This window comes from Sphingopyxis solisilvae, from assembly GCF_015475875.1.
GTDB classification, from domain to species: Bacteria; Pseudomonadota; Alphaproteobacteria; order Sphingomonadales; family Sphingomonadaceae; genus Sphingopyxis; species Sphingopyxis solisilvae.
Genome location: NZ_JADKYM010000001.1, coordinates 1 through 23508, shown reverse-complemented (window position 1 = coordinate 23508; position 23508 = coordinate 1). Strand labels below are relative to the sequence as shown.

The 23508-nt window shown below is 65.5% G+C and carries 18 protein-coding genes; 4 read left to right on the top strand and 14 right to left on the bottom strand.

What is annotated here, in order from left to right; translation table 11 throughout:
* Positions 1-3: 3 nt before the first annotated feature.
* Genes IR187_RS00090 through IR187_RS00065 form a run of 6 tightly spaced genes read right to left on the bottom strand, consistent with a single transcriptional unit; the run spans position 4 to position 7194 of the window.
* On the bottom strand, positions 4-390 hold the full coding sequence (locus IR187_RS00090; protein WP_194952642.1) for a hypothetical protein: 387 nt from the start codon (positions 388-390) through the stop codon (positions 4-6).
* Positions 390-2246 (bottom strand): dihydroxy-acid dehydratase, encoded by a 1857-nt coding sequence (ilvD, locus tag IR187_RS00085; protein WP_194952640.1) that lies wholly within the window; start codon positions 2244-2246, stop codon positions 390-392. Before ilvD ends, IR187_RS00090 begins: the two co-directional genes overlap by 1 nt.
* Positions 2247-2305: 59 nt before the next feature.
* Positions 2306-3037 (bottom strand): N-formylglutamate amidohydrolase, encoded by a 732-nt coding sequence (locus tag IR187_RS00080; RefSeq protein ID WP_194952638.1) that lies wholly within the window; start codon positions 3035-3037, stop codon positions 2306-2308.
* Positions 3034-3885, bottom strand: a complete 852-nt coding sequence (locus tag IR187_RS00075) for a 4-(cytidine 5'-diphospho)-2-C-methyl-D-erythritol kinase (RefSeq protein WP_194952636.1) — start codon at positions 3883-3885, stop codon at positions 3034-3036. Before IR187_RS00075 ends, IR187_RS00080 begins: the two co-directional genes overlap by 4 nt.
* Positions 3882-5507, bottom strand: coding sequence for a tetratricopeptide repeat protein (locus IR187_RS00070; protein ID WP_228765419.1), 1626 nt, complete (start codon positions 5505-5507; stop codon positions 3882-3884). Before IR187_RS00070 ends, IR187_RS00075 begins: the two co-directional genes overlap by 4 nt.
* Positions 5508-5538: 31 nt before the next feature.
* Positions 5539-7194, bottom strand: coding sequence for an electron transfer flavoprotein-ubiquinone oxidoreductase (locus IR187_RS00065; RefSeq protein WP_194952634.1), 1656 nt, complete (start codon positions 7192-7194; stop codon positions 5539-5541).
* Between the two features lie 118 nt (positions 7195-7312).
* Between IR187_RS00065 and IR187_RS00060 the strand changes: the two genes are divergently transcribed.
* From IR187_RS00060 to IR187_RS00045, 4 genes are all read left to right on the top strand, one after another.
* The gene (locus IR187_RS00060) at positions 7313-8101 is read left to right on the top strand and encodes a uracil-DNA glycosylase family protein (RefSeq protein ID WP_194952632.1); all 789 of its coding nucleotides are present in this window, start codon (positions 7313-7315) and stop codon (positions 8099-8101) included.
* A gap of 12 nt (positions 8102-8113) precedes the next feature.
* The gene (locus tag IR187_RS00055; RefSeq protein ID WP_228765418.1) at positions 8114-9883 is read left to right on the top strand and encodes a lytic transglycosylase domain-containing protein; all 1770 of its coding nucleotides are present in this window, start codon (positions 8114-8116) and stop codon (positions 9881-9883) included.
* Positions 9873-10397 (top strand): molybdenum cofactor biosynthesis protein B, encoded by a 525-nt coding sequence (gene moaB / locus IR187_RS00050; RefSeq protein WP_194952629.1) that lies wholly within the window; start codon positions 9873-9875, stop codon positions 10395-10397. Before IR187_RS00055 ends, moaB begins: the two co-directional genes overlap by 11 nt.
* A gap of 136 nt (positions 10398-10533) precedes the next feature.
* Entirely contained in the window at positions 10534-11622 is a 1089-nt protein-coding gene (locus tag IR187_RS00045; RefSeq protein WP_194952628.1) for a PA0069 family radical SAM protein, read from the top strand.
* A gap of 114 nt (positions 11623-11736) precedes the next feature.
* Here the strand turns inward: IR187_RS00045 and IR187_RS00040 are convergent, their stop codons facing one another.
* The 8 genes from IR187_RS00040 to secG form a co-directional block, all read right to left on the bottom strand.
* A complete protein-coding gene (locus IR187_RS00040) occupies positions 11737-13335 on the bottom strand; it encodes a long-chain fatty acid--CoA ligase (protein WP_194953010.1) in 1599 nt (532 codons plus the stop codon).
* 228 nt (positions 13336-13563) lie between these two features.
* Positions 13564-17055 (bottom strand): DNA polymerase III subunit alpha, encoded by a 3492-nt coding sequence (gene dnaE / locus IR187_RS00035; protein WP_194952627.1) that lies wholly within the window; start codon positions 17053-17055, stop codon positions 13564-13566.
* Positions 17056-17198: 143 nt separating this feature from the next.
* Complete coding sequence (locus IR187_RS00030; RefSeq protein WP_194953009.1) at positions 17199-17675, bottom strand: glutathione peroxidase; 477 nt, start codon at positions 17673-17675, stop codon at positions 17199-17201.
* A 187-nt stretch (positions 17676-17862) separates the two neighbouring features.
* Positions 17863-18540 carry an ABC transporter ATP-binding protein gene (locus IR187_RS00025; protein WP_194952626.1) on the bottom strand — a complete coding sequence of 226 codons (678 nt, stop codon included), beginning with the start codon at positions 18538-18540 and terminating at the stop codon, positions 17863-17865.
* Positions 18533-19783, bottom strand: a complete 1251-nt coding sequence (locus tag IR187_RS00020) for a lipoprotein-releasing ABC transporter permease subunit (protein WP_194952625.1) — start codon at positions 19781-19783, stop codon at positions 18533-18535. Before IR187_RS00020 ends, IR187_RS00025 begins: the two co-directional genes overlap by 8 nt.
* 540 nt (positions 19784-20323) lie before the next feature.
* Complete coding sequence (locus IR187_RS00015) at positions 20324-21007, bottom strand: Crp/Fnr family transcriptional regulator (protein ID WP_194952624.1); 684 nt, start codon at positions 21005-21007, stop codon at positions 20324-20326.
* A gap of 27 nt (positions 21008-21034) precedes the next feature.
* Positions 21035-22666, bottom strand: coding sequence for a CTP synthase (locus IR187_RS00010; RefSeq protein WP_194952623.1), 1632 nt, complete (start codon positions 22664-22666; stop codon positions 21035-21037).
* 110 nt (positions 22667-22776) lie between these two features.
* Entirely contained in the window at positions 22777-23220 is a 444-nt protein-coding gene (secG, locus tag IR187_RS00005) for a preprotein translocase subunit SecG (protein ID WP_194952622.1), read from the bottom strand.
* Positions 23221-23508: the final 288 nt, after the last annotated feature.

The window sequence follows — 23508 nt, the reverse complement described above, 5'->3', positions numbered from 1 at the left end:
TCCTTAGGTCGTGCCACCCGTATTCGCCGGCAACCGGTACCGGTCGCTGCCGATTGCCACCTCGATCACTCCGTCGCCGACGATCGTCACCTTCGCCGGTTCGGCCCCATCTGCCGATACAACCCCGCGCCCGTCGGTCGTGATCTGCAACCGGCGATAGCCGACATTGGCGCGCCCGACGACCAGCACCGTCCCGTCCGCTCCGCTGATCTGTTCGACGGTACAGGTACGATCGAACAGCTTGGCGCCCTCCAGCGCGCATTCGATCCGGCCGTCGGCGGCTGCTTCGCGCGCCCCGCGCGCCTCGGCCTCGGCCAGATCGCCATTGTCGGGGGCGCCACCACACGCCGCCAGCAACAGCAACCCCGCAATGCCTCCCCACGTCCGCATTACTTGCCCTTCAACTGCGACAGGTCGCGCACCGCGCCGCGCGCCGCGCTCGTCGTCATCGCGGCATAGGCCTGAAGTGCTACCGAAACCTTGCGCGGGCGCGGTTTGGCGGGTTGCCATGCGGCCTCGCCCATCGCCTCCATCGCCGCGCGGCGCTCGGCGAGCACGCTGTCCGCCACCGCCAGCGTGATCGTCCGCGACGGGATGTCGATGTCGATCAGGTCGCCGTCCTCGACCAGCGCAATCGTTCCGCCCTCGGCGGCTTCAGGCGAGACATGACCGATCGACAACCCCGATGTGCCGCCCGAAAAGCGCCCGTCGGTGACCAGCGCGCAAGCCGCGCCCAGCCCCTTCGATTTGAGGTAACTCGTCGGATAGAGCATTTCCTGCATCCCCGGTCCGCCCTTCGGCCCTTCGTAACGGATGACGACGACGTCGCCCGCCGTCACCTGCCCGGTCAATATGCCCGCCACCGCGGCGTCCTGGCTTTCATAAACTCTGGCCGGACCCGAAAATTTCAGGATGCTCTCGTCCACCCCGGCGGTCTTCACGATACAGCCATCGACCGCCAGATTGCCCGACAGCACCGCCAGCCCGCCATCCCGGCTGAACGCATGGTCCGCCGAACGGATCACCCCGGTCTCACGGTCCAGATCAAGCGAATCCCAGCGCCGGTCCTGGCTGAACGCGGTCTGCGTCGGCACCCCGCCCGGCGCCGCCATGAAGAATTTCTGCACATCAGGATCGCTGGTCCGCGAAATATCCCATTTGTTCAGCGCGTCGCCCAGCGTCGCGCTGTGCACCGTCGGCAGATGCGCGTGGATCAGCCCGGCACGTTCCAGCTGACCAAGGATCGCCATGATCCCCCCCGCGCGGTGGACGTCCTCCATATGGACGTCTGACTTGGCCGGCGCGACCTTCGACAGGCATGGAACCCGGCGCGACAGCCGGTCGATGTCGGTCATGGTGAAATCGACCCCCGCCTCGAACGCCGCCGCGAGCAGGTGCAGCACCGTGTTGGTCGACCCGCCCATCGCGATGTCGAGGCTCATGGCATTTTCGAACGCCTCGAAGGTCGCGATATTCCGCGGCAGCACGCTGTCGTCGCCCTCCTCATAATGGCGGCGGCACATTTCGACGACGATCCGCCCGGCGCGCAGGAACAGCTCCTTGCGGTCGGCATGCGTAGCCAGAGTCGAGCCATTGCCCGGCAGTGACAGCCCCAGCGCCTCGGTCAGGCAGTTCATCGAATTGGCGGTGAACATTCCCGAGCACGAACCGCAGGTCGGACACGCCGCCTGCTCGATCGCGGTGACTTCTTCATCGGTATATTTTTCATCCGCCGCCGCAACCATCGCATCGACCAGATCGAGGGCAACTGTCTTCCCGTTCAGGACAACCTTGCCCGCTTCCATCGGCCCGCCCGACACGAAGACCACGGGGATGTTGATGCGCAGCGCCGCCATGAGCATTCCCGGAGTGATCTTGTCGCAGTTGGAAATGCAAACCATCGCGTCGGCGCAATGCGCATTGACCATATATTCGACCGAGTCTGCGATCAGGTCGCGGCTCGGCAGGCTATAGAGCATCCCGTCGTGCCCCATCGCGATGCCATCGTCGACCGCGATCGTATTGAATTCCTTGGCGACGCCGCCCGCCGCCTCGATCTCGCGCGCGACCATCTGGCCCAGATCCTTCAGATGGACATGGCCCGGCACAAACTGGGTAAAGCTGTTGACCACCGCGATGATTGGCTTGCCGAAATCGCTGTCCTTCATGCCCGTCGCGCGCCACAGGCCGCGCGCGCCCGCCATGTTGCGGCCGTGGGTCGTGGTTCGCGAACGATAAGAAGGCATTTTACTCAATCCTGATAATTTTGTTTCGCAGACCAGCGGCGAGATGCGCCTCTACACGCCTAAGCCCCGATGTTCAACGCCACTTTCCGGCACATGCGCGCCAGTCGCTCGGCGAACAATGCCTGTCCCACCGCGTCGCCGACCAGATCCTGCCGCATCTCGATCCCCACATAGGGTATGTCGTTCGCTTCGGCATGGCGGTTCATCGTCGCGTTGAGCAGCTTGCCCGAATAGGGCAGCTGGTCGCCGACGTTCAGCCCTTCATCGGCCAGCGCCGCAATCGCGGCCGCCGCCAGCCGGTCATCCTCATTATACAGCACCCCGACATGCCACGGTCGCACCTGGTCGGGATGCGCCGCCAGCGCCGGGGTAAAGCTGTGCAGCGACAGGATCATCGCGGGCCGCTGCGCCGCGATCGTCGCGGCGATATGGTCGTGATAGGGACGGAAGAAGCGCGCCAGCCGCGCCTCGCGCGCGCTGTCGTCAAGCGCGTTGCCGGGCACCGCATGGCCGTCGCTGGCGATCGGCAGCACCCCCGGCGCGTCCTCGTCGCGGTTGCAATCGACCACCAGCCGCGACACCCCGCCCAGGATCGCCGCATCAACCGCGCCACCTTCGACCAGTCGTGCCGCGACTTCGGCGACCCCGATGTCGATCGCGATATGATTGGTCAGCAGCGCCCGATCGATGCCGAGATCAATGTCATCGGGAACATGGTTCGACGCATGATCGGCAATCAGCAGGGTGCCGCCAGCGCGCGGCGTTCCGAGCTGCCGCCACGCCTCACTCATCGCAGCGCGCCCGCCATGTACCACCAATGCGGATGGCTTTGCGCCAGTCGAACCCCCGCCGCGTCGCGCGTTGCGGCGGCGTCGAACAGCGCAAAACAGGTTGCCCCCGACCCCGACATCCGCGCCAGCCAGGGGCCAAGCGCTCCCAATTCGGTCAACATGTCGGTTATCGCAGGACATTGCGCCGTTGCCGGACGTTGCAGATCGTTGCGTGCCGCCAGCAGCTGCGCCCGCCCGGCGGGATCGCCGAACAGTTCCCCACGGTCGATCCCGTCCCATGCCGCAAACACTGGCCCGGTCGCGACCGGCTGGCGCGGATTGACCAGCAGCACCGGTGTCCCGCCCAGCCGCAGTTCGGGGACCGCGCGCAACTCCTCGCCCACCCCGACCCCCAGACAGGTCGTGCTCGCTACACAAGCAGCAATATCGGCGCCCAGCGGACTGATGATCCGTGCCAGCACGGCATCACCCAGTTCGGGCAGGAAATGCGTCCGCACCAACCGCGCCATCGCCGCTGCATCGGCCGACCCGCCGCCAATCCCCGCCGCGACCGGCAAGTGCTTGGTCAAGGTCACCGCCAGCGGCGGCACCCGATCGGTACCATAGCGCGCGCGCAGCAGCGCGAGCACCTGCATCACCAGATTGTCGGCGCCGTCGCTCAATCCCTTGGCAAATTCACCTTCGATCGTCAGCCGATCTGCATCCGCCACCTCGGCAACAATCCCGTCGCCGCCATCGACAAAGGCAAACAGCGTTTCGATCTCATGATAGCCGTCGTTCCGCCGGGCGCGCACGTGCAGCGCGAGATTGATCTTCGCCCAGCCGGTTTCCTCCATCACCGCACTCATGGCGCCACCGTCGCCGGGGTCAGCCCGTCGCGCAATTTCGCCTCAAGCCGCGTCGCCATCTCCGCCTCGGCGAGCAGCACCGCGGCGCGCCATTTATAGCGCGCCTCGAACCTGCGTCCCGCCTGCCAATAGGCATCGCCCAGATGTTCGACGATCACCGCGTTGGTCGGCTCGCCACGCTGCGCCTTTTCCAGCAACTCGACCGCCTCGCCGGTGCGCCCGGTCAGGAAATAGGCCCAGCCAAGCGAGTCGGTGATGCTGGCATTCTGCGGCTCCTTCGCCCACGCCGCCTCGATCCGCGCCAGCGATTGCGGCACGTCCTTGCGCCGCTCCAGGGCCGAATAGCCGGCAAAGTTGAGGATCATCGCGTCGGCAGGGCGCAACGCCACGGCCTGTTCGATCAGCGGTGCCGCCGCGTCCCAGTCATCGGCTTGCAGCAACAGCTCGGCGCGCGCGATCAACAGCGTTCCCCGCAACTGCTGGTCGCCCTGTTCCTCTCCCAAAGCCGCTTCCAGCCGCTCATACGCGTCCGCCGCAGCCTTCCGATCTTCCGATCGCCGTGCAATATCGGCGAGCCGGACGAGCAGACTACGCGCGGTTTCGCCCGCCGCCGCTGTTTCTGCCAGCTTGGCCGCACCGGCGAGATCGCCGCTATCGGCCAGCAATTCGGCGCGCCGCATGACGAGCACCGGCGGCAGCGCCGAACGCCCGCCGCTCAACAGGGCGACCGCTGCGTCGCGCTGGCCATTGCGATCGAGCACCTCGACCAGTGTCGCCTGCACCGCCCAGTCTTTATCGTTCAGCCAATGCGCCGCGCGCGCGAACAGCAGCGGCAGCTTGGTGTTGCTGTTCGGCACCCGGACCAGCCCGTCCGCGAGCAGACCCAGCCATTGCGCCACCCCGGCGCGTGCTGTCACGACCGGCTGGTCGGGCAGCAGCAGCATCGGGTCCTCGCGCTGCGCCGCGGCGAGCAGCGTTCGCCCGCGCAGCCTGACCGCGGCGTCGCGCCGACCCGCCTTGTCCAGCGTGGCCGCCAGCCGCAGGGCGACAAGCTGGCTTGTCCGGTCGCTCAGCACGATGTCGTCGGCCAGTGCCGCCGCCTCGTCCGTCCGCCGCGTCGCAAGTTGGATCAGTGCCGCCTGCAACGCCAGCGAGGGTTCGGGCCGGGTCCGGCCCTGCGCCGCCAGCAGATACCGTTCGGGCGTCGCCTGCCGTGCCCCGACGTCGATCCAGGCATTGACCGTCGGCATCACCAGCCGCCCGATGACATCGGTCCCGGTCTTGTCGTCACGTCCCGCGATCGCCGCGCGCGCGCCTTTCCAGTCCGACCGCCGCATCGCATCGACCAGCAGGACCAGCTGCGCGTCGAAGCGGCGCTCGCCGCTGTTCCACGATTGCAAGGCCGCAATGCGCGCCGCGGCCAGATCGCCCGCTTCGATCGCCTGTTCGAGGATGCGGCCGCGTATCCCCGGCAGGTCCGGCGCCAGGCTCGAAACGCTGGTCAGCGCCGCCAGTGCCCCAGCGGCATCCCCCCGTTCCTCGGCGAGCCGCGCCCGTACCAGCGCATTGATCGCGGCGCCGCCGCCCTGGTCGGCCGCCTGTGCCGGAACGGCAGCGGCCAATGTCCCGGCCGCCAGCAACAGGCGGACGATCTTACATGTTCGGGTAATTGGGGCCTCCGCCGCCTTCGGGGGTGACCCAGTTGATATTCTGGGTCGGATCCTTGATGTCGCACGTCTTGCAATGGACGCAATTCTGGGCGTTGATCACGAACTTCGGATCGCCCTCTTCCTCGCCGACAATCTCGTAAACCCCCGCCGGGCAATAGCGCTGCGCGGGTTCGTCATAGAGCGGCAGGTTGTACGCGACCGGGATCGACGGGTCTTTCAGTTGCAAATGGACCGGCTGGTCTTCCTCATGGTTGGTGTTCGAAATGAACACCGACGACAGGCGGTCAAAGGTCAGCACGCCGTCGGGCTTCGGATAATCGGGCTTCGGCATCATGTCGGCGCGGTAAAGGCTCTCATTGTCCGGATGATGTTTCATCGTGAACGGCACTTTGATCTTGAGCGTTTCCAGCCACATCGTGATCCCCGACAGGATCGTCCCGCCCAGATCGCCCCATTTCTCGACGAGCGGCAGCACGTTGCGCACGACGCTGAGTTCCTTCTTGACCCAGCTGTCGTCATACGCCGCCTGATAGGCATCAAGCGTGTCGCCGCCGCGTCCTGCGGTCACCGCCGCGAACGCTGCCTCGGCCGCCATCATCCCCGATTTCATCGCGGTGTGGGTACCCTTGATGCGCGGGACATTGAGGAAACCGGCGCTGTCTCCGATCAGCGCGCCGCCGGGAAAGGCCAGTTTCGGCACCGACTGATAACCGCCGTCGCTGATCGCGCGCGCGCCATAGGACACGCGCTTGCCGCCCTTCAAAATCTTCGCAATCTCGGGATGCGTTTTCCACTTCTGCATCTCCTGGAACGGCGAGATGTGGGGATTGCGGTAATTGAGCCAGGTCACGAACCCCAGCGCAACCTGTCCGTTTGCCTGGTGGTACAGAAAGCCGCCGCCATTGGCATGCTCGTCAAGCGGCCAGCCCTGCGTGTGGATCACCCGGCCCGGCGCGTGATTTTCGGGATCGATGTCCCACAATTCCTTGACGCCCAGCCCGTAAACCTGTGGCTCGCAATCGGCGTCGAGCGCAAATTGCGGTTTCAAAATCTTGGTCAGATGCCCGCGCACCCCTTCGCCAAAGAAGGTATATTTGGCGTGGAGTTCCAGCCCCGGCGCATAATCCGCCTTGTGGCTGCCATCGCGCGCGACGCCCATGTCGCCGGTCGCGACGCCTTTGACCGAACCGTCATCGTTATAGAGGATTTCCGCCGCCGGAAAGCCCGGGAAGATTTCAACCCCCAGCCCTTCGGCCTGCTCGGCGAGCCAGCGGCACAGATTGCCCAAGCTGCCCGTATAAGTCCCCTTGTTGTGCATGAAACCGGGCGTGATGAAGTGCGGCACCCCGATTTTCCTGGTCTTGGTCAGCACCCAATGCTGGTTGTCGTTGACCGGCACCTCGGCCATCGGACAGCCCATGTCGCGCCATTCGGGGAGCAGTTGGTCGAGCGATTTGGGATCGATCACCGCGCCCGACAGGATGTGCGCGCCGACCTCGGACCCTTTTTCCAGGATACAGACCGACAGCTCGCTGCCCGCTTCATTCGCAAGTTGTTTCAGGCGGATCGCCGCCGAAAGCCCCGCTGGACCCGCGCCGACGATGACCACGTCATAGGGCATCGATTCCCGTTCGCTCACCGCAAATACCTTTCTGCCGTCCCAGCGCGGACATTCATCGTGTCCTGCGCTCATTCTGTCACGAATTGCGATGCCCGCCAATTGACGTGTCCGTCAACAGCCTGTTTGAACATTTCCCATGGGTGGGCCACAATCATTGGCGCTGGCGGAAAGCATAACCGACTGGTGGTCGCTGGCGGGCGTCGACGCGCTCGTCGGTGAGGAACCGGCGGGCTGGCTGGTGCTGCCCCCGGCGAATGACGCTACGGCGGTGCGGCTCAGACCGACGCTGGCGCCGGAAGCCGAAGCCGCCCCCCTCCCCGCCGCACTCCAGCGGCACGAGGCACCAGAGGTGGCGGCGCCCAAGGGCCCGGTCGTCTTTCCCGACGATTGGGACGAATTTCAGCGCTGGCTGGCAACCGGCGACGACGTGCCGGGCAGCCAGTGGGACGCGCGCCGCGTGTTGCCGGTCGGTCAGGCGGGCATGCCGCTGATGCTGCTTACCGCCTGGCCCGAAATCGACGACCAGCGCGACGGCACATTGTTCACCGGCGCCGCAGGCCAGTTGCTCGACGCGATGCTGCGCGCGATCGGGATGACCCGCGACGCCTGTTATATGGCGAGTCTTGCGGTCACCCGCCCCGCGGGCGGGCGTTGCGACGGCGCCGATGCTGCCGAACTCGACCGCTTGCTATGGCATCACCTCAAACTGGCGCGGCCCGAAAGGCTGCTGCTGATCGGCAGCGACATCGTGCGGATGGCGGCGGCGGCCGGGCTGCCCGAAACCCGCGGAAAGTTACTCGATATTAACCAAGATGGCGGCAAGGTGGAGGCGGTGGCTGTGGCGCATCCCGCGATGCTCCTGGCCCGGCCCGCGCAAAAGGCGGCGGTGTGGGACAGCCTGAAACTGCTCAACCGGGGACGTTGACAGATGACGATGATGACCAGAAACCTTGTTTCGGCGGCCGTTTTGGCCGCGACCGCGACAGCGACACCGGTCTGGGCGGTCGATGCCAGCAGCCGCGATCTTGTCGCCGCGCCGCAAACCGTTCCCGACATTTTGTCGGCGAAACAGAAACAGCTCTATACGCAGGTGCTGACCGCAATCCGCGGCCAGCGCTGGGCCGATGCCAAGGCATTGCTCGATAGCGCCGACGCCGACGCAAAAGGGGGCCCGCTCAACGATTTCCTGCGGGCCGAACTGCTCACCGCAGCGAACAGTCCCCGCGCCGAAGTGACCGACATCATGCCGATCCTCGCGCGATCGCCGCATTTGCCGCAGGCCGAACAGCTTGGCCGGCTGGCGGCGCGGCGCGGTGCGACCGATCTGCCGACACTCCCCTTGCAGGCTCGCCTGACCTGGGCGGGAAGCGCGCCGCGACGGCTGAACGCCGACACCGTCAACAGCGATCCGGTCGCTGCCGGTCTCGCACGCACGATCCCCGACCGGATCAAGAACGACGACCCGGCGGGCGCCGAGGCGCTGCTTAACGCCGTCATCGACCGCCTGACGCCCGAAGCGCGCGACGAATGGCGGCAAAAGGTCGCCTGGTCCTATTATATCGAAAACGACGACGCCAATGCGCTCCGTCTCGCGAGCGAATGTGCTGCCGGACGGGGTGCCTGGTCGACGCAAGGCGCGTGGGTTCAGGCGCTCGCGGCATGGCGAACCCGCGATTATCGCACCGCGCTGGCAGCGTTTGACCGCGTTTCGCGCGAGGCGCCCGACGCCGAACTGCGCGCGGCCGCCTATTATTGGGCCGCTCGTGCCGCCGTCGCGGCGGGCGAACCGGCTTCGGTACAGGCGCGCCTGCGCTCCGCCGCCGCCAACGAGGAAACCTTTTACGGCATGCTGGCGGTCGAAACGCTGGGCATTGCGGTCAATAACCAGCGCGAGCTGGTCCGTGCAGATCGCAGCGCGTGGCGCGCGCTCGACGAGTTGCCCAATGTCCGCGCCGCCATGGCGCTCGCCGAAATCGGCGAAGATAAATATGCCGACGCCGTGCTGCGCCACCAGGCGCGGATCGGCGATCCGCGCCAACACGAACAATTGCTCGCCATTGCAGGCGCGCTCAGCCTGCCCGAAACGCAGCTCTACCTCGCGCACAACACCCCGCAGGGCCGCAAGCCTGCCGCACAGGCACGCTATCCGCAGCCCAAATGGGAACCCAATGGCGGGTGGAAGGTCGATCCGGCGCTGGTGTTCGCTCACACCTTGCAGGAATCGCGCTTCCAGCGCGCCGTGGTCAGCCCGGCGGGCGCCAAGGGATTGATGCAGGTGCGCCCCGGCACCGCGCGCGACGTCGCGCGCTGGCGCGGCGACACGATCGACACACGCGACCTGTCGATCCCCGCGGTCAACATGGACATGGGGCAAAGCTATCTGCAATATCTGGCCCGCGACGCCTCGACCGGTGGCCAGCTGCCCAAGGTGATCGCCGCGTACAACGCCGGTCCCGCCCCGATCGCCCGCTGGCAGTCCGAAATCCGCGATAATGGCGATCCTTTGCTCTACATGGAATCGATCCCCTATTGGGAAACGCGCGGCTATGTCGGCATCGTGCTGCGCAATTACTGGATGTACGAGGCGCAACAGGGCAAGCCATCGGTCAGCCGCGCCGCGCTGGCGCAGGGCAAATGGCCGCGCTTCCCCGACGGCAAGGACCGCACCCGGCTGACCTGGGCAGGCGGCCTCGCCAATGCCGATTGACGAAAGTCTGACCTTCAAACCGGTCCGGATCGCGCTGCTGACGATTTCGGACAGCCGCAGCGCAGCAGAAGACCGCTCGGGCGACAAGCTCGAGGAATTGCTGACCGCCGCGGGCCACATTCTCGCCGCGCGCGCGATCATCAAGGACGAAACGTCGCTGATCGTCTCGCGCCTCCACAATTGGATCGACGATCCCGACGTCGACGTCGTGATCACCACTGGTGGCACCGGCCTCACTGGCCGCGACGTGACCCCCGAAGCGCTACACCGGCTGGACGGCAAGGATATTCCCGGTTTCGGCGAACTGTTCCGCTGGCTCAGCTACCAGACGATCGGTACCTCGACGATCCAGTCGCGCGCCTGCGCCGTCGTCGCGCGCGGCACCTACATCTTCGCGCTGCCGGGTTCGACGGGCGCGGTGACCGATGCGTGGGAAGGCATTTTGGCAACCCAGCTCGATAGTCGGCACAAGCCCTGCAATTTCGTCGACCTGATGCCGCGGTTGATGGAATAGCTCCCACTCCGTCATCCCGGCGAAGGGCGGGATCTCACCGGTGATGGGTGATGATAGGGCGAGATCCCGGCCTTCGCCGGGATGACGATGCAATAATGTTCTTTCTTTGTTCCTATCGCCGCGATATCCTCGCCCAGTGGAAACCGCCAAACCCCTCCCCCCGATTTCCGGCCGCGGCGCGCCCGCCAACCCGCGCCCGACGCGCACCGGCTCGCTGGATCGCGAGGCCGACGGCGACTGGCTCGACACAGCGCAAGATGTTGACGGCGCCCCGCCGCCTTTGCGCACCACCGTCACCGTCGAACAGCCCAAAACCATCATCGCGCGCAACACATCGCCCGACATCGGCTTCGACCGCTCGATCAACCCCTATCGCGGCTGCGAGCATGGCTGCATCTATTGCTACGCGCGCCCGACCCACGCTTTTCACGACCTGTCGCCCGGGCTCGATTTCGAAAGCCGCCTGTTCGCCAAACCCGACGCCGCCAAACTGCTGCGCGCAGAACTGGCCAAGCGCGGCTACACGCCCGCCCCGCTCGCGATCGGCACCAACACTGACGGTTACCAGCCGATCGAGCGCGAATGGGGCATCACCCGCTCGGTGATCGAAGTGCTCGCCGAAACGCGCCACCCGCTGCTCATCACCACCAAGTCCGACCGGCTGCTCCGCGACATCGACCTGCTCGCCGCCATGGCGCGCGACAATCTGGTCGGCGTCGCGATCTCGGTCACGACGCTCGACCCCGCGCTTGCGCGCACCCTCGAACCGCGAGCCCCACACCCCAAACGCCGCCTCGCCGCGATCCGCCAGCTGATCGACGCCGGGGTTCCGACGCAGGTCAATATTTCGCCGATCATCCCCGCGATCACCGATCACGAGATCGAAGCGATCATGGCCGCCGCCGCGCAGGCGGGCGCCATCCGCGCCTCCTACATCCTGATGCGCCTGCCCTATGAAGTCGCGCCCTTGTTCCGCGCGTGGCTCGCCGCCCACTACCCCGACCGCGCCGACAAGGTGATGCACATGGTGCAGGACATCCGCGGCGGGCGCGACAATGACGCGGAGTTCTTCACCCGCATGAAGGGTCAGGGCGTCTGGGCGCAACTGATCCGCACCCGCGTCAAACGCGCGGCGCGCGAACATGACATGGACAGGCGGTTTCCGCCACTGCGCAGCGACCTGTTCAGACCGCCCGAGCGCGATGGGCAGATGGAGCTGTTCTAGAGGCACATCGTCATTGCGAGCGAAGCGAAGCAATCCAGAGCGGTTTATACCTCCTCTGGATTGCCGCGTCGTCTTCGGCTCCTCGCAATGACGCAGCTTTTGCGGTTGGCGCCTTTACGCCTCAGCCAACGACCGCAGTTTATAATCCTTATAATCGTCCCGGATCTGCCGCTTCAAAATCTTGCCCGTCGCGGTGTGCGGTAGCTCGTCGACGAACACGACCTCGTCGGGCAGCCACCATTTCGCGACCTTGTCCTTCAGATAATCGATGATCGCCGCCTCGCTCGTCTCGGCGCCGGGTTTCTTGACGATCAGCAGGATCGGCCGCTCGTCCCACTTTGGGTGATAGACACCAACCGCCGCCGCTTCCTGGACCCCCGGCGCACCCACCGCGGCATTTTCCAGCTCGATCGACGAAATCCATTCGCCGCCCGACTTGATCACATCCTTCGCCCGGTCGGTGATCTGCATGACCCCGTCGGGGTGGATCACCGACACGTCGCCGGTGTCGAACCAGCCGTCGGTATCCGCTGCATCGGCATCGGCCTTGAAATAGCGCTGGATGATCCACGGCCCGCGGATCTGCAGCCGCCCGCTGGTCTGTCCGTCGCGCGGCAGTTCGCCGCCCTCGTCATCGACGATCCGCAGTTCGACCCCGAATGGCGGACAGCCCTGACGGCAGATAATGTCGACCTGTTCGTCGAAGCTCAACGCGTCCCAGTTCCACGGGCGCTTGCCCATCGTCCCGATCGGGCTGGTTTCGGTCATCCCCCAGGCGTGGCCGACATAGACCCCTGCCTTCATAAAGCGTTCGATCATCGCGCGCGGCGCCGCCGACCCGCCGATGATGACATGATGGAGCGCGCCATAACCCATCCCCGTCGCGTCCATATGCGCAAACATCGCAAGCCATACCGTCGGCACCCCGGCGCTATGCGTAACGCCCTCGGCGTGCATCAGGTCGCAGAGGACTTGCGCGTCGTTGGTCGCCGAAAACACGAGCTTCGCCCCCACCGTCGCCGCCGCAAAGGGGATGCCCCAGCTGTTCGCATGGAACATCGGCACGATCGGCAGGATCACGCTGCGGCTCGACAAATCAAACGCGTCGGGCTGAATCTCGGTGATCGCGTGGATGACGTTCGAGCGATGCTCGTACAGCACGCCCTTGGGATTACCGGTCGTGCCGCTGGTGTAGCAAAGCCCGACCGGATCGCGCTCGTCGAGGTGGACCCACTGAAAGCTGCCGTCCTCGGCATCAATCAGGTCGCGGTACGATTTGTAATCGCCCTGCGCGGGCGCGTCGAACAGCACAAAATGCTCGACGGTCGGCAATTGATCGCGCAGCCGTTCGACGATCGGCAGGAACATCGCGTCGAACAACAGCACGCGGTCCTCGGCATGGTTGATGATATAGACCAGCTGTTCGTCGAACAGCCGCGGGTTCACCGTGTGCAGCACCCCGCCCATCCCGGCGCTACCGTACCAGCTGACCAGATGGTGGCCGTGGTTCATCGCCAGCGTCGCGATACGGTCGCCCTTCTTCATCCCCAGCTTGACCATCGCCGCGCCAAACCGCCGCGCATCCTGCCCGACCTCGCCCCAGTTCGATCGCGTCACACTGCCGTCGGCCCAGCGCGACACAATCTCGCGTCCCGCATGTTCGCGCGCGGCATGATCGATCAGGCTGGTGACCAGCAACGGCTGGCTTTGCATTCCGGACATTTCGGCATTCCTCTCTTGTTTCCGCAAGGGATAAGGCGAGGACGGTCCATGTGGCAAGGGGCATCCGAAACTGGAGGTCCTCCCTATGGCGAAGCCATGGGGAGGGGGACCGCCGCGAAGCGGTGGTGGAGGGGCGCCGCCGGTAGTGTGAAAGCCCCTCCGTCAGCGCTTCGCGCTGCCACCTCCCCATCGCTGCGCGACAGGGAGGATCAGCTACACCTATCCGCGCACCCGAAAATCGCGCGGCGTCACCAGCGCCAGCGCGGTTTCGCTGATCCCCGCGACGGTTTCGAGCCGCGATACAACATCGGGGCCGAGCGCGAAGCGGCGGCCCAGGCATATCCTGATCTCGCCGCCGGTGTCGGGGTCGTCCGCCACGACAATCACCTTGCCGCGCGCATCGTCGCGCTTTTCCAGCAACCGCGCCATGTCGGCAATCGCCTCGGGCAGCGCGACGCGGCACGTCAGCTCCAGCGCCGCGGTCGCGGCGATCTCGGCCAGCGGCTGCGCCCCGCGCACCGTCACGCGCGGCGTCTCTTCGCCTTCCAGCAGGTCGAGTTCGACCGACAGCATCGCACAGCCGCCGTCGGCGGCCAGCGTCTCCAGCAGCTTGCACGTCTGCTCGTCGAAACAGCTCGACTGGAACTGCCCGCTGCGGTCGGACAAGGTCAGGTTGAGGAAGCGGTTGCCGCGCTGCGACACGCGCGCCTTGGCGTTTTCGACCATGCCCGCCATCATCATCGGGATGCGGGTGCCGGGGGTCATTTCGACATTGGCGCAGATGTCGCCATAGCTGCGCGCGCCGCGCGCCGCGACGATCGCCTCATATTGCTCCACCGGATGCGACGAGAAATAGAAACCGAACGCTTCCTTCTCGCGCGTCATCCGCTCGGCCAGCGTCCAGGGTTCGGCGGCGGGCAGTTGCAGCACCGGCGCGACGTCGATGTCGCCGCCGAACAGCCCGGCCTGCCCCGTCGATCGCTCGTGCGCCGAACTGTTGGCGCAGGCAAGCAGGCTTTCGGCGCCGGCATAGACGCGCGGGCGGTTGGGCTCGACACAATCGAACGCCCCCGCCCCCGCCAGCGCCTCGATTTGTCGCCGGTTAAGCAGCTTGGGATCTATCCGGTTGGCGAAATCGTCGAGGCTCGCAAAATCCCCCTTCGCCTGCCGCTCGGCGACCAGCGCCTCCATCGCGCGTTCTCCGACGCCCTTCAGCGCGCCGAGTGCAAAGCGCACCGTCAGCTCGTCGCCGCTCTGTCCGACCGAAAAATCGGCCTCGCTCTCGTTGATCGACGGCGGCGCCACCGCCACCCCCAGCCGCCGCATGTCGTCGATAAAGATCGACAATTTGTCGGTCTGGTGACTGTCGAACGACATCGACGCCGCGAAAAACTCGTGTGGATAATGCGCCTTCAGCCACGCCGTCTGATAGGACAGCAACGCATAAGCGGCGGCGTGGCTCTTGTTGAAGCCATAGCCCGCGAATTTATCGATCAAGTCGAACAGCTCGTTCGCCGCCTTTGGTGCGATCTGGTTATGCTCGCCGCAGCCTTTGACAAAGGTGTCGCGCTGCGCGTCCATCTCCGCCTGCACCTTCTTGCCCATCGCGCGGCGCAGCAGGTCGGCGCCGCCCAGGCTGTAACCCGCCAGGATCTGCGCCGCCTGCATCACCTGTTCCTGATAGACAAAGATGCCGTATGTTTCGGCGAGAATGCCCTCGAGCAACGGGTGCGGATAGGCGATCGGCTCGCGCCCGTTCTTGCGCGCGCCAAACAACGGGATATTGTCCATCGGCCCCGGTCGATAGAGCGCGACGAGCGCGATGATGTCGCCGAAACTGGTCGGCTTCACCGCCGACAGCGTCCGCCGCATTCCTTCGGATTCCAGCTGGAACACCCCGACCGTCTCGCCGCGTTGGAGCAATTCGTAAACCGCCGGATCGTCCCAGCTCAGCGTATCGAGATCGACGTCGATCCCGCGCAGCGCCAGCAGCCGCCGCGCCTCTTTCAGCACCGACAGCGTCTTCAATCCGAGAAAGTCGAACTTCACCAGCCCCGCGCTCTCGACATATTTCATGTCGAATTGCGTCACCGGCATGTCCGAGCGCGGGTCGCGATAGAGCGGCACGAGCTGGTCGAGCGGCCGGTCGCCGATCACCACCCCCGCGGCGTGGGTCGAACTGTGCCGCGGCAGTCCTTCCAGCTGGCGCGCCATGTCGAACAGGCGGCGGACGCCGTCGTCCTGCTTATACTCGGTCATCAGCTCGCTGACGCCGTTCAGCGCGCGTTCGAGCGTCCACGGATCGGTCGGATGGTTCGGTACCAGCTTCGCCAGCCGGTCGACCTGGCCATAGCTCATCTGGAGCACGCGCCCGGTGTCCTTGAGAACTGCGCGCGCCTTCAATTTCCCGAACGTGATGATCTGCGCGACGGTATCGCGGCCGTATTTTTCCTGCACATAGCGGATCACTTCGCCGCGCCGCGTTTCGCAGAAATCGATGTCGAAGTCGGGCATCGACACGCGCTCGGGATTGAGGAAGCGCTCGAACAGCAACCCCAGCTTGAGCGGATCGAGATCGGTGATCGTCAGCGCCCACGCAACGACGCTGCCCGCGCCCGACCCGCGCCCCGGCCCCACCGGAATATCCTGCGCCTTCGCCCATTTGATGAAGTCGGCAACGATCAGGAAATAACCGGGAAACCCCATCTGGGTGATGACGTCGACCTCGAAGTCGAGCCGTTCGACATAGGCCTGCCGATCTTCGTCCGAGAGATCGGGATAGAGCGCCAGCCGGGCCGCGAGACCGGCATGGGCGTCGGCCTTCAGCTGCGCCGCCTCACCCTCGCGGTCGCCCGCCAGGCTGGGCAGGATCGGCGCGCGTTTGGGCGCCATGAAGGCGCAGCGCTGCGCGATGACCAGCGTGTTGCGGATCGCCTCGGGCAGGTCCGAAAACGCATCCTCCATCGCCTCGGCAGGCTTCAGCCACGCTTCGGGACTCGACACCCGTCGGTCCTCGCTTTCGACATAGGCCGACTGCGCGATGCAGAGCATCGCATCGTGCGCGGGGTGGAATTGCGGCTCGACAAAATTGGCGGGATTGGTCGCGGCCAGCGGCAGCGCGCGCGCATAGGCGAGATCGATCAGTGCGTTTTCGGCCGCCATTTCGGTCGCGTCGTTCCGCCGCGACAATTCGATATACAGGCGTCCGTCGAACAGCGCCTCCAACTGCTCGACATAATCCTCGGCGGCGCTTTGTTGCTCGCCCGCCAGCAAGCGCGCGAGTGCACCTTCGCCGCCACCGGTCAGGCAGATCAGCCCCTCGGTCTTGCCCGCCATGCCCGACAACAGCACATGCGGTTCCTGCTCGACCGGCCGCCCGAGATGCGCCGCCGACACCAGCGCGCACAGATTGTTGTAACCCGCCTCGTCCTGCGCAAACAGCGCCAGCCAGTCGATCAGCGGCGCGCCATTCGCCAGCCGCTGCCCCGGCCGCGCGACGCTCAGCAGCGCGCCGACGATCGGCTGCACCCCCGCCGCCTTGCACGCCTCGCCAAACGCCATCGCGCCGTACAGCCCGTTGCGATCGCAAATCGCGATCGCCGGAAACCCCCGATCGCGTGCGGCCTTGGCAATCGCCTTGGGCTCGATCGCCCCTTCGAGCATCGTGTAACTGGAAAAGACGCGCAGGGGGACAAAGGGGCTGTAGGCCATGGGGCGACGCTAACGCCGCGCCATTGATTCGACCACCGCCCTATGCACAAAATCGTCATTGCGAGCGAAGCGAAGCAATCCAGGGCGGCTTGTCACACTCTGGATTGCTTCGCTTCGCTCGCAATGACGATGCGTTTGGGGGGTTACCCCAACAACTCCTCAATCTCTTTGCGCAGCTGCTCGGGCTTCGTCGTCGGCGCATGCCGCGACACCACCTTGCCGTCGCGGTCCACCAGAAACTTCGTAAAGTTCCACTTGATCCCGCTGCCCAACAGCCCGGACTTTTCCTGCTTCAGATGCTTGAAGATCGGGTCGGCGCCGTCGCCATTGACCTCGATCTTGGCCATCACCGGAAAGCTGACGTCATAGGTCAGCGAACAGAAATTCTTGATCTCGTCGGCATCGCCCGGCTCCTGCGCCCCGAACTGGTTGCACGGAAAGGCCAGCACCTCGAACCCGCGATCCTTGTAATCGCGGTACAGCTCCTCCAACCCCTCATATTGCGGGGTAAAGCCGCATTTCGACGCGGTGTTGACGATCAGCAGCACCTTGCCGCGATAATCCGCCATCGACTGGCTTGCCCCGCCGGGCAGCGGTGCCGAAAAATCATAAAGGCTCATGGTCTTATCTCCCATAATAGCCCCTCCCCTTCAGGGGAGGGGCAGCGAGACTTGGCTTGGCGTAGCCAGGCCTAGTCGCAGCGGGGTGGGCTGTGGAACCGCTCTGTCCCGGCCCACCCCGTTGCGACTAGGCAGCAAGCTGCCAAATCTCCCTGCCCCTCCCGCAAGTGGGAGGGGTTGAAGCAAATTACGTCTCGATCCGTCCCTCGTGCAAGCGCAGCACGCGGTCCATCCTGGTCGCCAGCCGCTCATTGTGCGTCGCGACCAGCGCCGCCGACCCATGGTCGCGCACCAGCTTCACAAACTGGTCGAACACCCGGTCGGCGGTCGCCTCGTCGAGGTTGCCCGTCGGCTCATCGGCGAGCACAAGCAACGGCCGGTTCGCCAGCGCGCGCGCCACCGCGACGCGCTGCTGTTCGCCGCCCGACAGCTTGCTCGGCTTGTGATGCAACCGCTCGCCCAGCCCCAGCCGCCCGAGCAGATCGGCGGCGCGTTCCTCCGCCTCGGCCTGCACCGCACCGCGGATCAGCTGCGGCAGCACGACATTCTCGATCGCGTTGAAATCGGGCAGCAGATGGTGGAACTGATAGACAAAGCCGATCTTTTCGCGCCGCGTCTTGGTCCGCTCGCCCTGCTCATATTGCGTCACGTCGGCGCCGTCGATGCGGATCGTCCCGTCGAAGCCGCCCTCGAGCAGCCCGACCGCCTGCAACATCGTCGACTTGCCCGACCCCGACGGCCCGAGCAGCGCGACGATCTCGCCGCGTTTCAGGTGCGCGTCGACGCCGCGCAGCACCTCGATCGTCACTTCGCCCTGCGTAAAGCTGCGCTTCAGGCCGACCAGTTCCAGCGCCAGATCATTCATAACGCAGCACCTGCACCGGGTCGGTATTCGCCGCCTTGAACGCGGGATACAGCGTCGCGAGGAAACTGAACACGACCGCCATCACCGCAATCCCGGTGATTTCGAACGGATCGGGCTTCGACGGCAATTCGGTCAGGAACCGGATCGACGGATCCCAGAGCGGCTGGCCGGTCAGAAACTCGACCCCGCGCAGCACCCCCTGCCGGAAATAGAGCAGGCCGAACCCCAGCGCCATGCCCATCAGCGTCCCGGCGATCCCGATCGACAGCCCGATCGCCATGAAGATCCGCATCACCGAATCGCGCGGCGCGCCCATCGTGCGCAATATCGCCATGTCGCGCGTCTTGGCGCGCACGAGCATGATCAGCGACGAAATGATGTTGAACGAGGCGACGAGGATGATGAGCGAGAGGATCACGAACATCGCCACCCGTTCGATCGACAGCGCCTCGAACAGGCTGCTGTTCATCTGCCGCCAGTCCGAAATCACCGCCTGTGCCGCGACCTTTTCCTTCAGCGGCGCCAAGATGTCGCCCACCTTGTCGGGATCGGTGACCTTGACCTCGATCATCCCGACCTGATCGCCGGTGAGCAGGAGCAGCTGCGCATCCTCCATCGGCATCACGACATAGGCCTTGTCGAAATCATAGACGCCAATCTCGAACACCGCGGTCACGCGGTAACTGATCTCGCGCGGCACGGTGCCGAACGGTGTCGGGCGCCCCTGCGGGTTGATGATCGTCAGGTTCGACCCGACCGTCGCGCCCAGGTTGCGCGCCAGCTCGCTGCCGATCGCGATATTGCCGGCATTGGCGGTCAGCGTGGCCAGATTGCCCTGCAGCACCTTGGCGCCCAGCGTATCGTTGTCGAGGATGTCGGGCACCGTCATCCCCCGCACGAGCACCGCCTCGACGCGGCCGCTGAATGTCGCGAGCAACGGCTGTTCGATCAGCGGGGTTGCAGACACCACATCCGTCGTCGCCTTCGCCTGTTTCAGCACATCGCGCCAGTCGTCGAGCCGGCCGCCGAACCCCTGCACCACCGCATGGCCATTGAGCCCGACGATCTTGTCGAACAGGTCGGCGCGCACCCCGTTCATCACGCTCATCACGATCACCAGCGCCGCGACGCCCAAGGTCACCGCGACAAAGCTGAACGCCGCGGCGACAAAGATGAACCCCTCCCCGCGCTGGGGCAGCAAATAGCGTTTGAAGATGGTGCGTTCGTACGGACGCAGGATCATGGGGCGACCGGCCGTTGCGGCGCATGCGAAATGACACACATGCGGCGGCTTTACGGGGCATCGCCGCGGCTGGCAATGGCCGCTCGCGCGCGCGGCTGTTGCGAACGAATCGCACAATATGTTGCCCATTGGCCACAACCGGCAGCAAAAGCGGCGGCGGATGGCTTCCACAGGGTGACAAACCGCCCCCTTGCGCCTAGCCCGATGACTTCTGGATCAAGCGGCCCAAGGCCCGGTTCCAGGGAGTGCAGGCCTTTCGCCAGGCCTGCAACAAAAGGGGATGGCGAGTGTTCGTCACACGCGCCCGGGTTTCGCAAGAGGCCCGGGCGTTGTGATTCGGGGCTTTCCGCAAACGGAACTGACAACCGGGTTGCGAAGAGGCGACATCGCCGATCCTCCCTGTCGCGCAGCGATGGGGAGGGGGACCGCTCGCGAAGCGGATGGTGGATGGGGCCGCGACGTCGGCGCCATTGCCCCTCCGTCAGCGCTTCGCGCTGCCACCTCCCCATGGCTACGCCACAGGGAGGAATTACCGCTCCCCTACCCCTCGCTCTCGCTGATATCCTCCAGCATGGCGGTATCGAGCACCCGTACCCGCCCCTGCTCGAGCGAAATCACCCCCGATTCCTCCCAGCTTTTCAGCTGGCGGTTGATATGCTCGCGGCTCATTCCCGCGAAATTGCCCAGCTCGGTCTGGCTCAGCTCGACGCGCTGCGCAGCCCCGACATCCTTGCGGATCAACCGTTTCAGATACCGCGCCAGCCGCGGCCCCGACGCATAGGCGCGATCGCTTTCGATCGTCTGGTCGGCGGTACGCAGCCGCCGTGCCAGTTGCTGCATCAGCGACCAGGCGAATTCGGGATGGCTCGCGGCAAAATCCTTGAGCGCATTGCGCCCCAGTTGCAGCGCGCTCCCAGCGCTCGTCGCAACGACCGACGCGGTGCGTTCGCCGCCGTCGAGCAGCGCGATCTCGCCCAGCACCGCGCCGGGTTCGGCATAGGCGAGCACGATCTCGCGTCCGCCCGCGGTCAGCATCGACACGCGCGCTGTGCCTTCGGTCAGGATCAGCATCATGTCGCCGGGGTCGCCCTGGACCAGCAGTTCCTTGCCCTTGGCGAAATTCACCTGCACCGCGCGGCGGGCGATTTCGGCCCAATCGTCGATCGACAGGCCGGAAAAGATGCTGTCGGGGCTCTGCAACGCGGCTAGTTTTGCGTGATCCATGCCCCTGATACCCCCTAATCCGAACGGTCAGACCAGCCGACTCTGCTTCACCGCCGCTTCGATAAAGCCCGCAAACAACGGATGCGGATCGAACGGCTTTGACTTGAGCTCCGGATGGAATTGCACCCCGATAAACCACGGATGGTCGGGCCGCTCAACGATTTCCGGCAACATGCCGTCGGGCGACATGCCCGAAAACACCAGCCCGCCCTTCTCCAGCCGCTCGCGATAGGCGCCGTTGACCTCGTAGCGGTGGCGGTGGCGCTCGCTGATGTCGTTCTCACCATAGATCGTCGCGACATGGCTGTTCGGCGACAGCTTCGCCTCATACGCGCCCAGCCGCATCGTACCGCCCAGATCGGTGTCGGCGCCGCGCTTTTGCAGCCCTTCGGCGCTCATCCATTCGGTGATCATGCCGACCACCGGCTCGTTCGTCGAACCGAATTCGGTGCTCGATGCGTCGGCGATCCCGCTGGTGTTGCGCGCCGCCTCGATGCACGCCATTTGCATGCCCAGACAGATGCCGAAGAAGGGCACCCCGCGCTCGCGGGCGAAACGCACGCTCGAAATCTTGCCCTCGGACCCGCGCTCGCCGAACCCGCCGGGCACCAATATGCCGTGCAGCGGCTCCAGATTGGCCGCCAGATCCTCGTCGCGCTCGAACATTTCGGCGTCGAGCCAGCGGATATTGACCTTCACCCGGTGCGCCATGCCGCCATGGACCAACGCCTCGTTGAGCGACTTGTATGCGTCGGGCAGCGACACATATTTGCCGACGACGCCGATCGTCACTTCGCCCTCGGGATGCTGCTTGCGGTCCATGATGTCGTACCAGGCCGTCAGGTCGGGCGCGGGGGCGTCGTGGATCCCAAAGGCATGGAGCACTTCGGCGTCGAGCCCTTCGCCATGATATTGGACCGGCACCGAATAGATGCTGTCGGCGTCGAGCGCCGGGATCACCGCTTCTTTGCGCACGTTGCAAAATTGCGCGATCTTCGCGCGCTCGGTTTCGGGCAGCGGCTTTTCGCAGCGGCAGAGCAAAATGTCGGGCTGGACGCCGAGCGACGCCAGTTCGCGCACGCTGTGCTGCGTCGGCTTGGTCTTCAGCTCGCCTGCGGCGGCAATATAGGGGACCAAGGTGACGTGGACCGAAATGGCATTTTCGCGGCCGACTTCGTTTTTCAGCTGGCGGATCGCCTCGATGAACGGCAGCGATTCGATGTCGCCGACGGTGCCGCCAATCTCGCACAGCACGAAATCGAGGTCGTCGGTTTCGGCGCGGGCAAACTCCTTGATCGCGTCGGTGACGTGCGGGACGACCTGCACCGTCGCGCCCAGATAGTCGCCGCGGCGTTCCTTGGCGATGATGCCCTGATAGATGCGGCCCGAGGTGACATTGTCGCTCTGCCGCGCCGCCACGCCGGTGAAGCGTTCGTAATGGCCAAGGTCGAGGTCGGTTTCCGCCCCGTCGTCGGTCACATAGACCTCGCCGTGCTGATAGGGCGACATCGTCCCGGGATCGACGTTCAGATAGGGATCGAATTTCCGGATGCGGACGCGATAGCCACGCGCTTGCAGCAGGGCGGCCAGACTAGCCGCCATCAAACCTTTGCCAAGCGAGGAGACCACGCCGCCGGTGATAAAAATGAACCGCGCCATGGGAGGAAAGACTTACTCAAAGGGAGGGGGACGGCGCAAGCCGTCGAATCGCAAAGAGCGGAAATATTTCCGCCTTGCGGGCTGGAACCGGTCGGCCGAAGCCGCGCGGACTATTTTTTCGCGGGTGCCTCGATCGGTGCGGCGTCCTGCGTCGCGGCTGCCGCGGCTGCGGCGAGCGGATCGTTGCTGACCGGCGCCGGTGCCGCATTGGCGGGCGCGTCGGGCGCCGGCTGGGCCGGAGCCGTCAGCGACGACGTCGGCGCCGCGCCGCCGGGCTGTGCGGTCTTCGACAGCGAGGTGTCGATCGTCGATCCGCTGCGGCCGACCGACGCCATCGCGGCGAGGACGATCGACAGGCCGACGAACAGGCAGGCCAGGATGGTCGTCGCCCGCGTCATGAAATCCGCCGCGCCGCGCGCCGACAACATGCCGCCGGGGCTGCCGCCGACTCCCAGGCCGCCGCCTTCGGACTTCTGCATCAGAATGACGCCGATCATCGCGGCGGCAACCAGCGCCTGCAGGACAAGCACAAAGGTGAAAAGGCTGGACATCATATTTTCCCGAACTTGCACGGCCGACAAGGAACCGCGCCCGCGGCGCACATAGAGACGAAGCGGCCGGGCTTCAAGCATATCGTCGCCGCGCGATGATCCTCCCTGTGGCGCAGCCATGGGGAGGTGGCAGCGCGAAGCGCTGACGGAGGGGCCATGGCGCAACGGTCGTCGCCCCTCCACCATCGCCTGCGGCGACGGTCCCCCTCCCCATGGCTTCGCCACAGGGAGGATCAGGCTACATCTCATAGGCTTCGACCTCGGCGGCGCCCGACAGCGTCGCTTCGATCA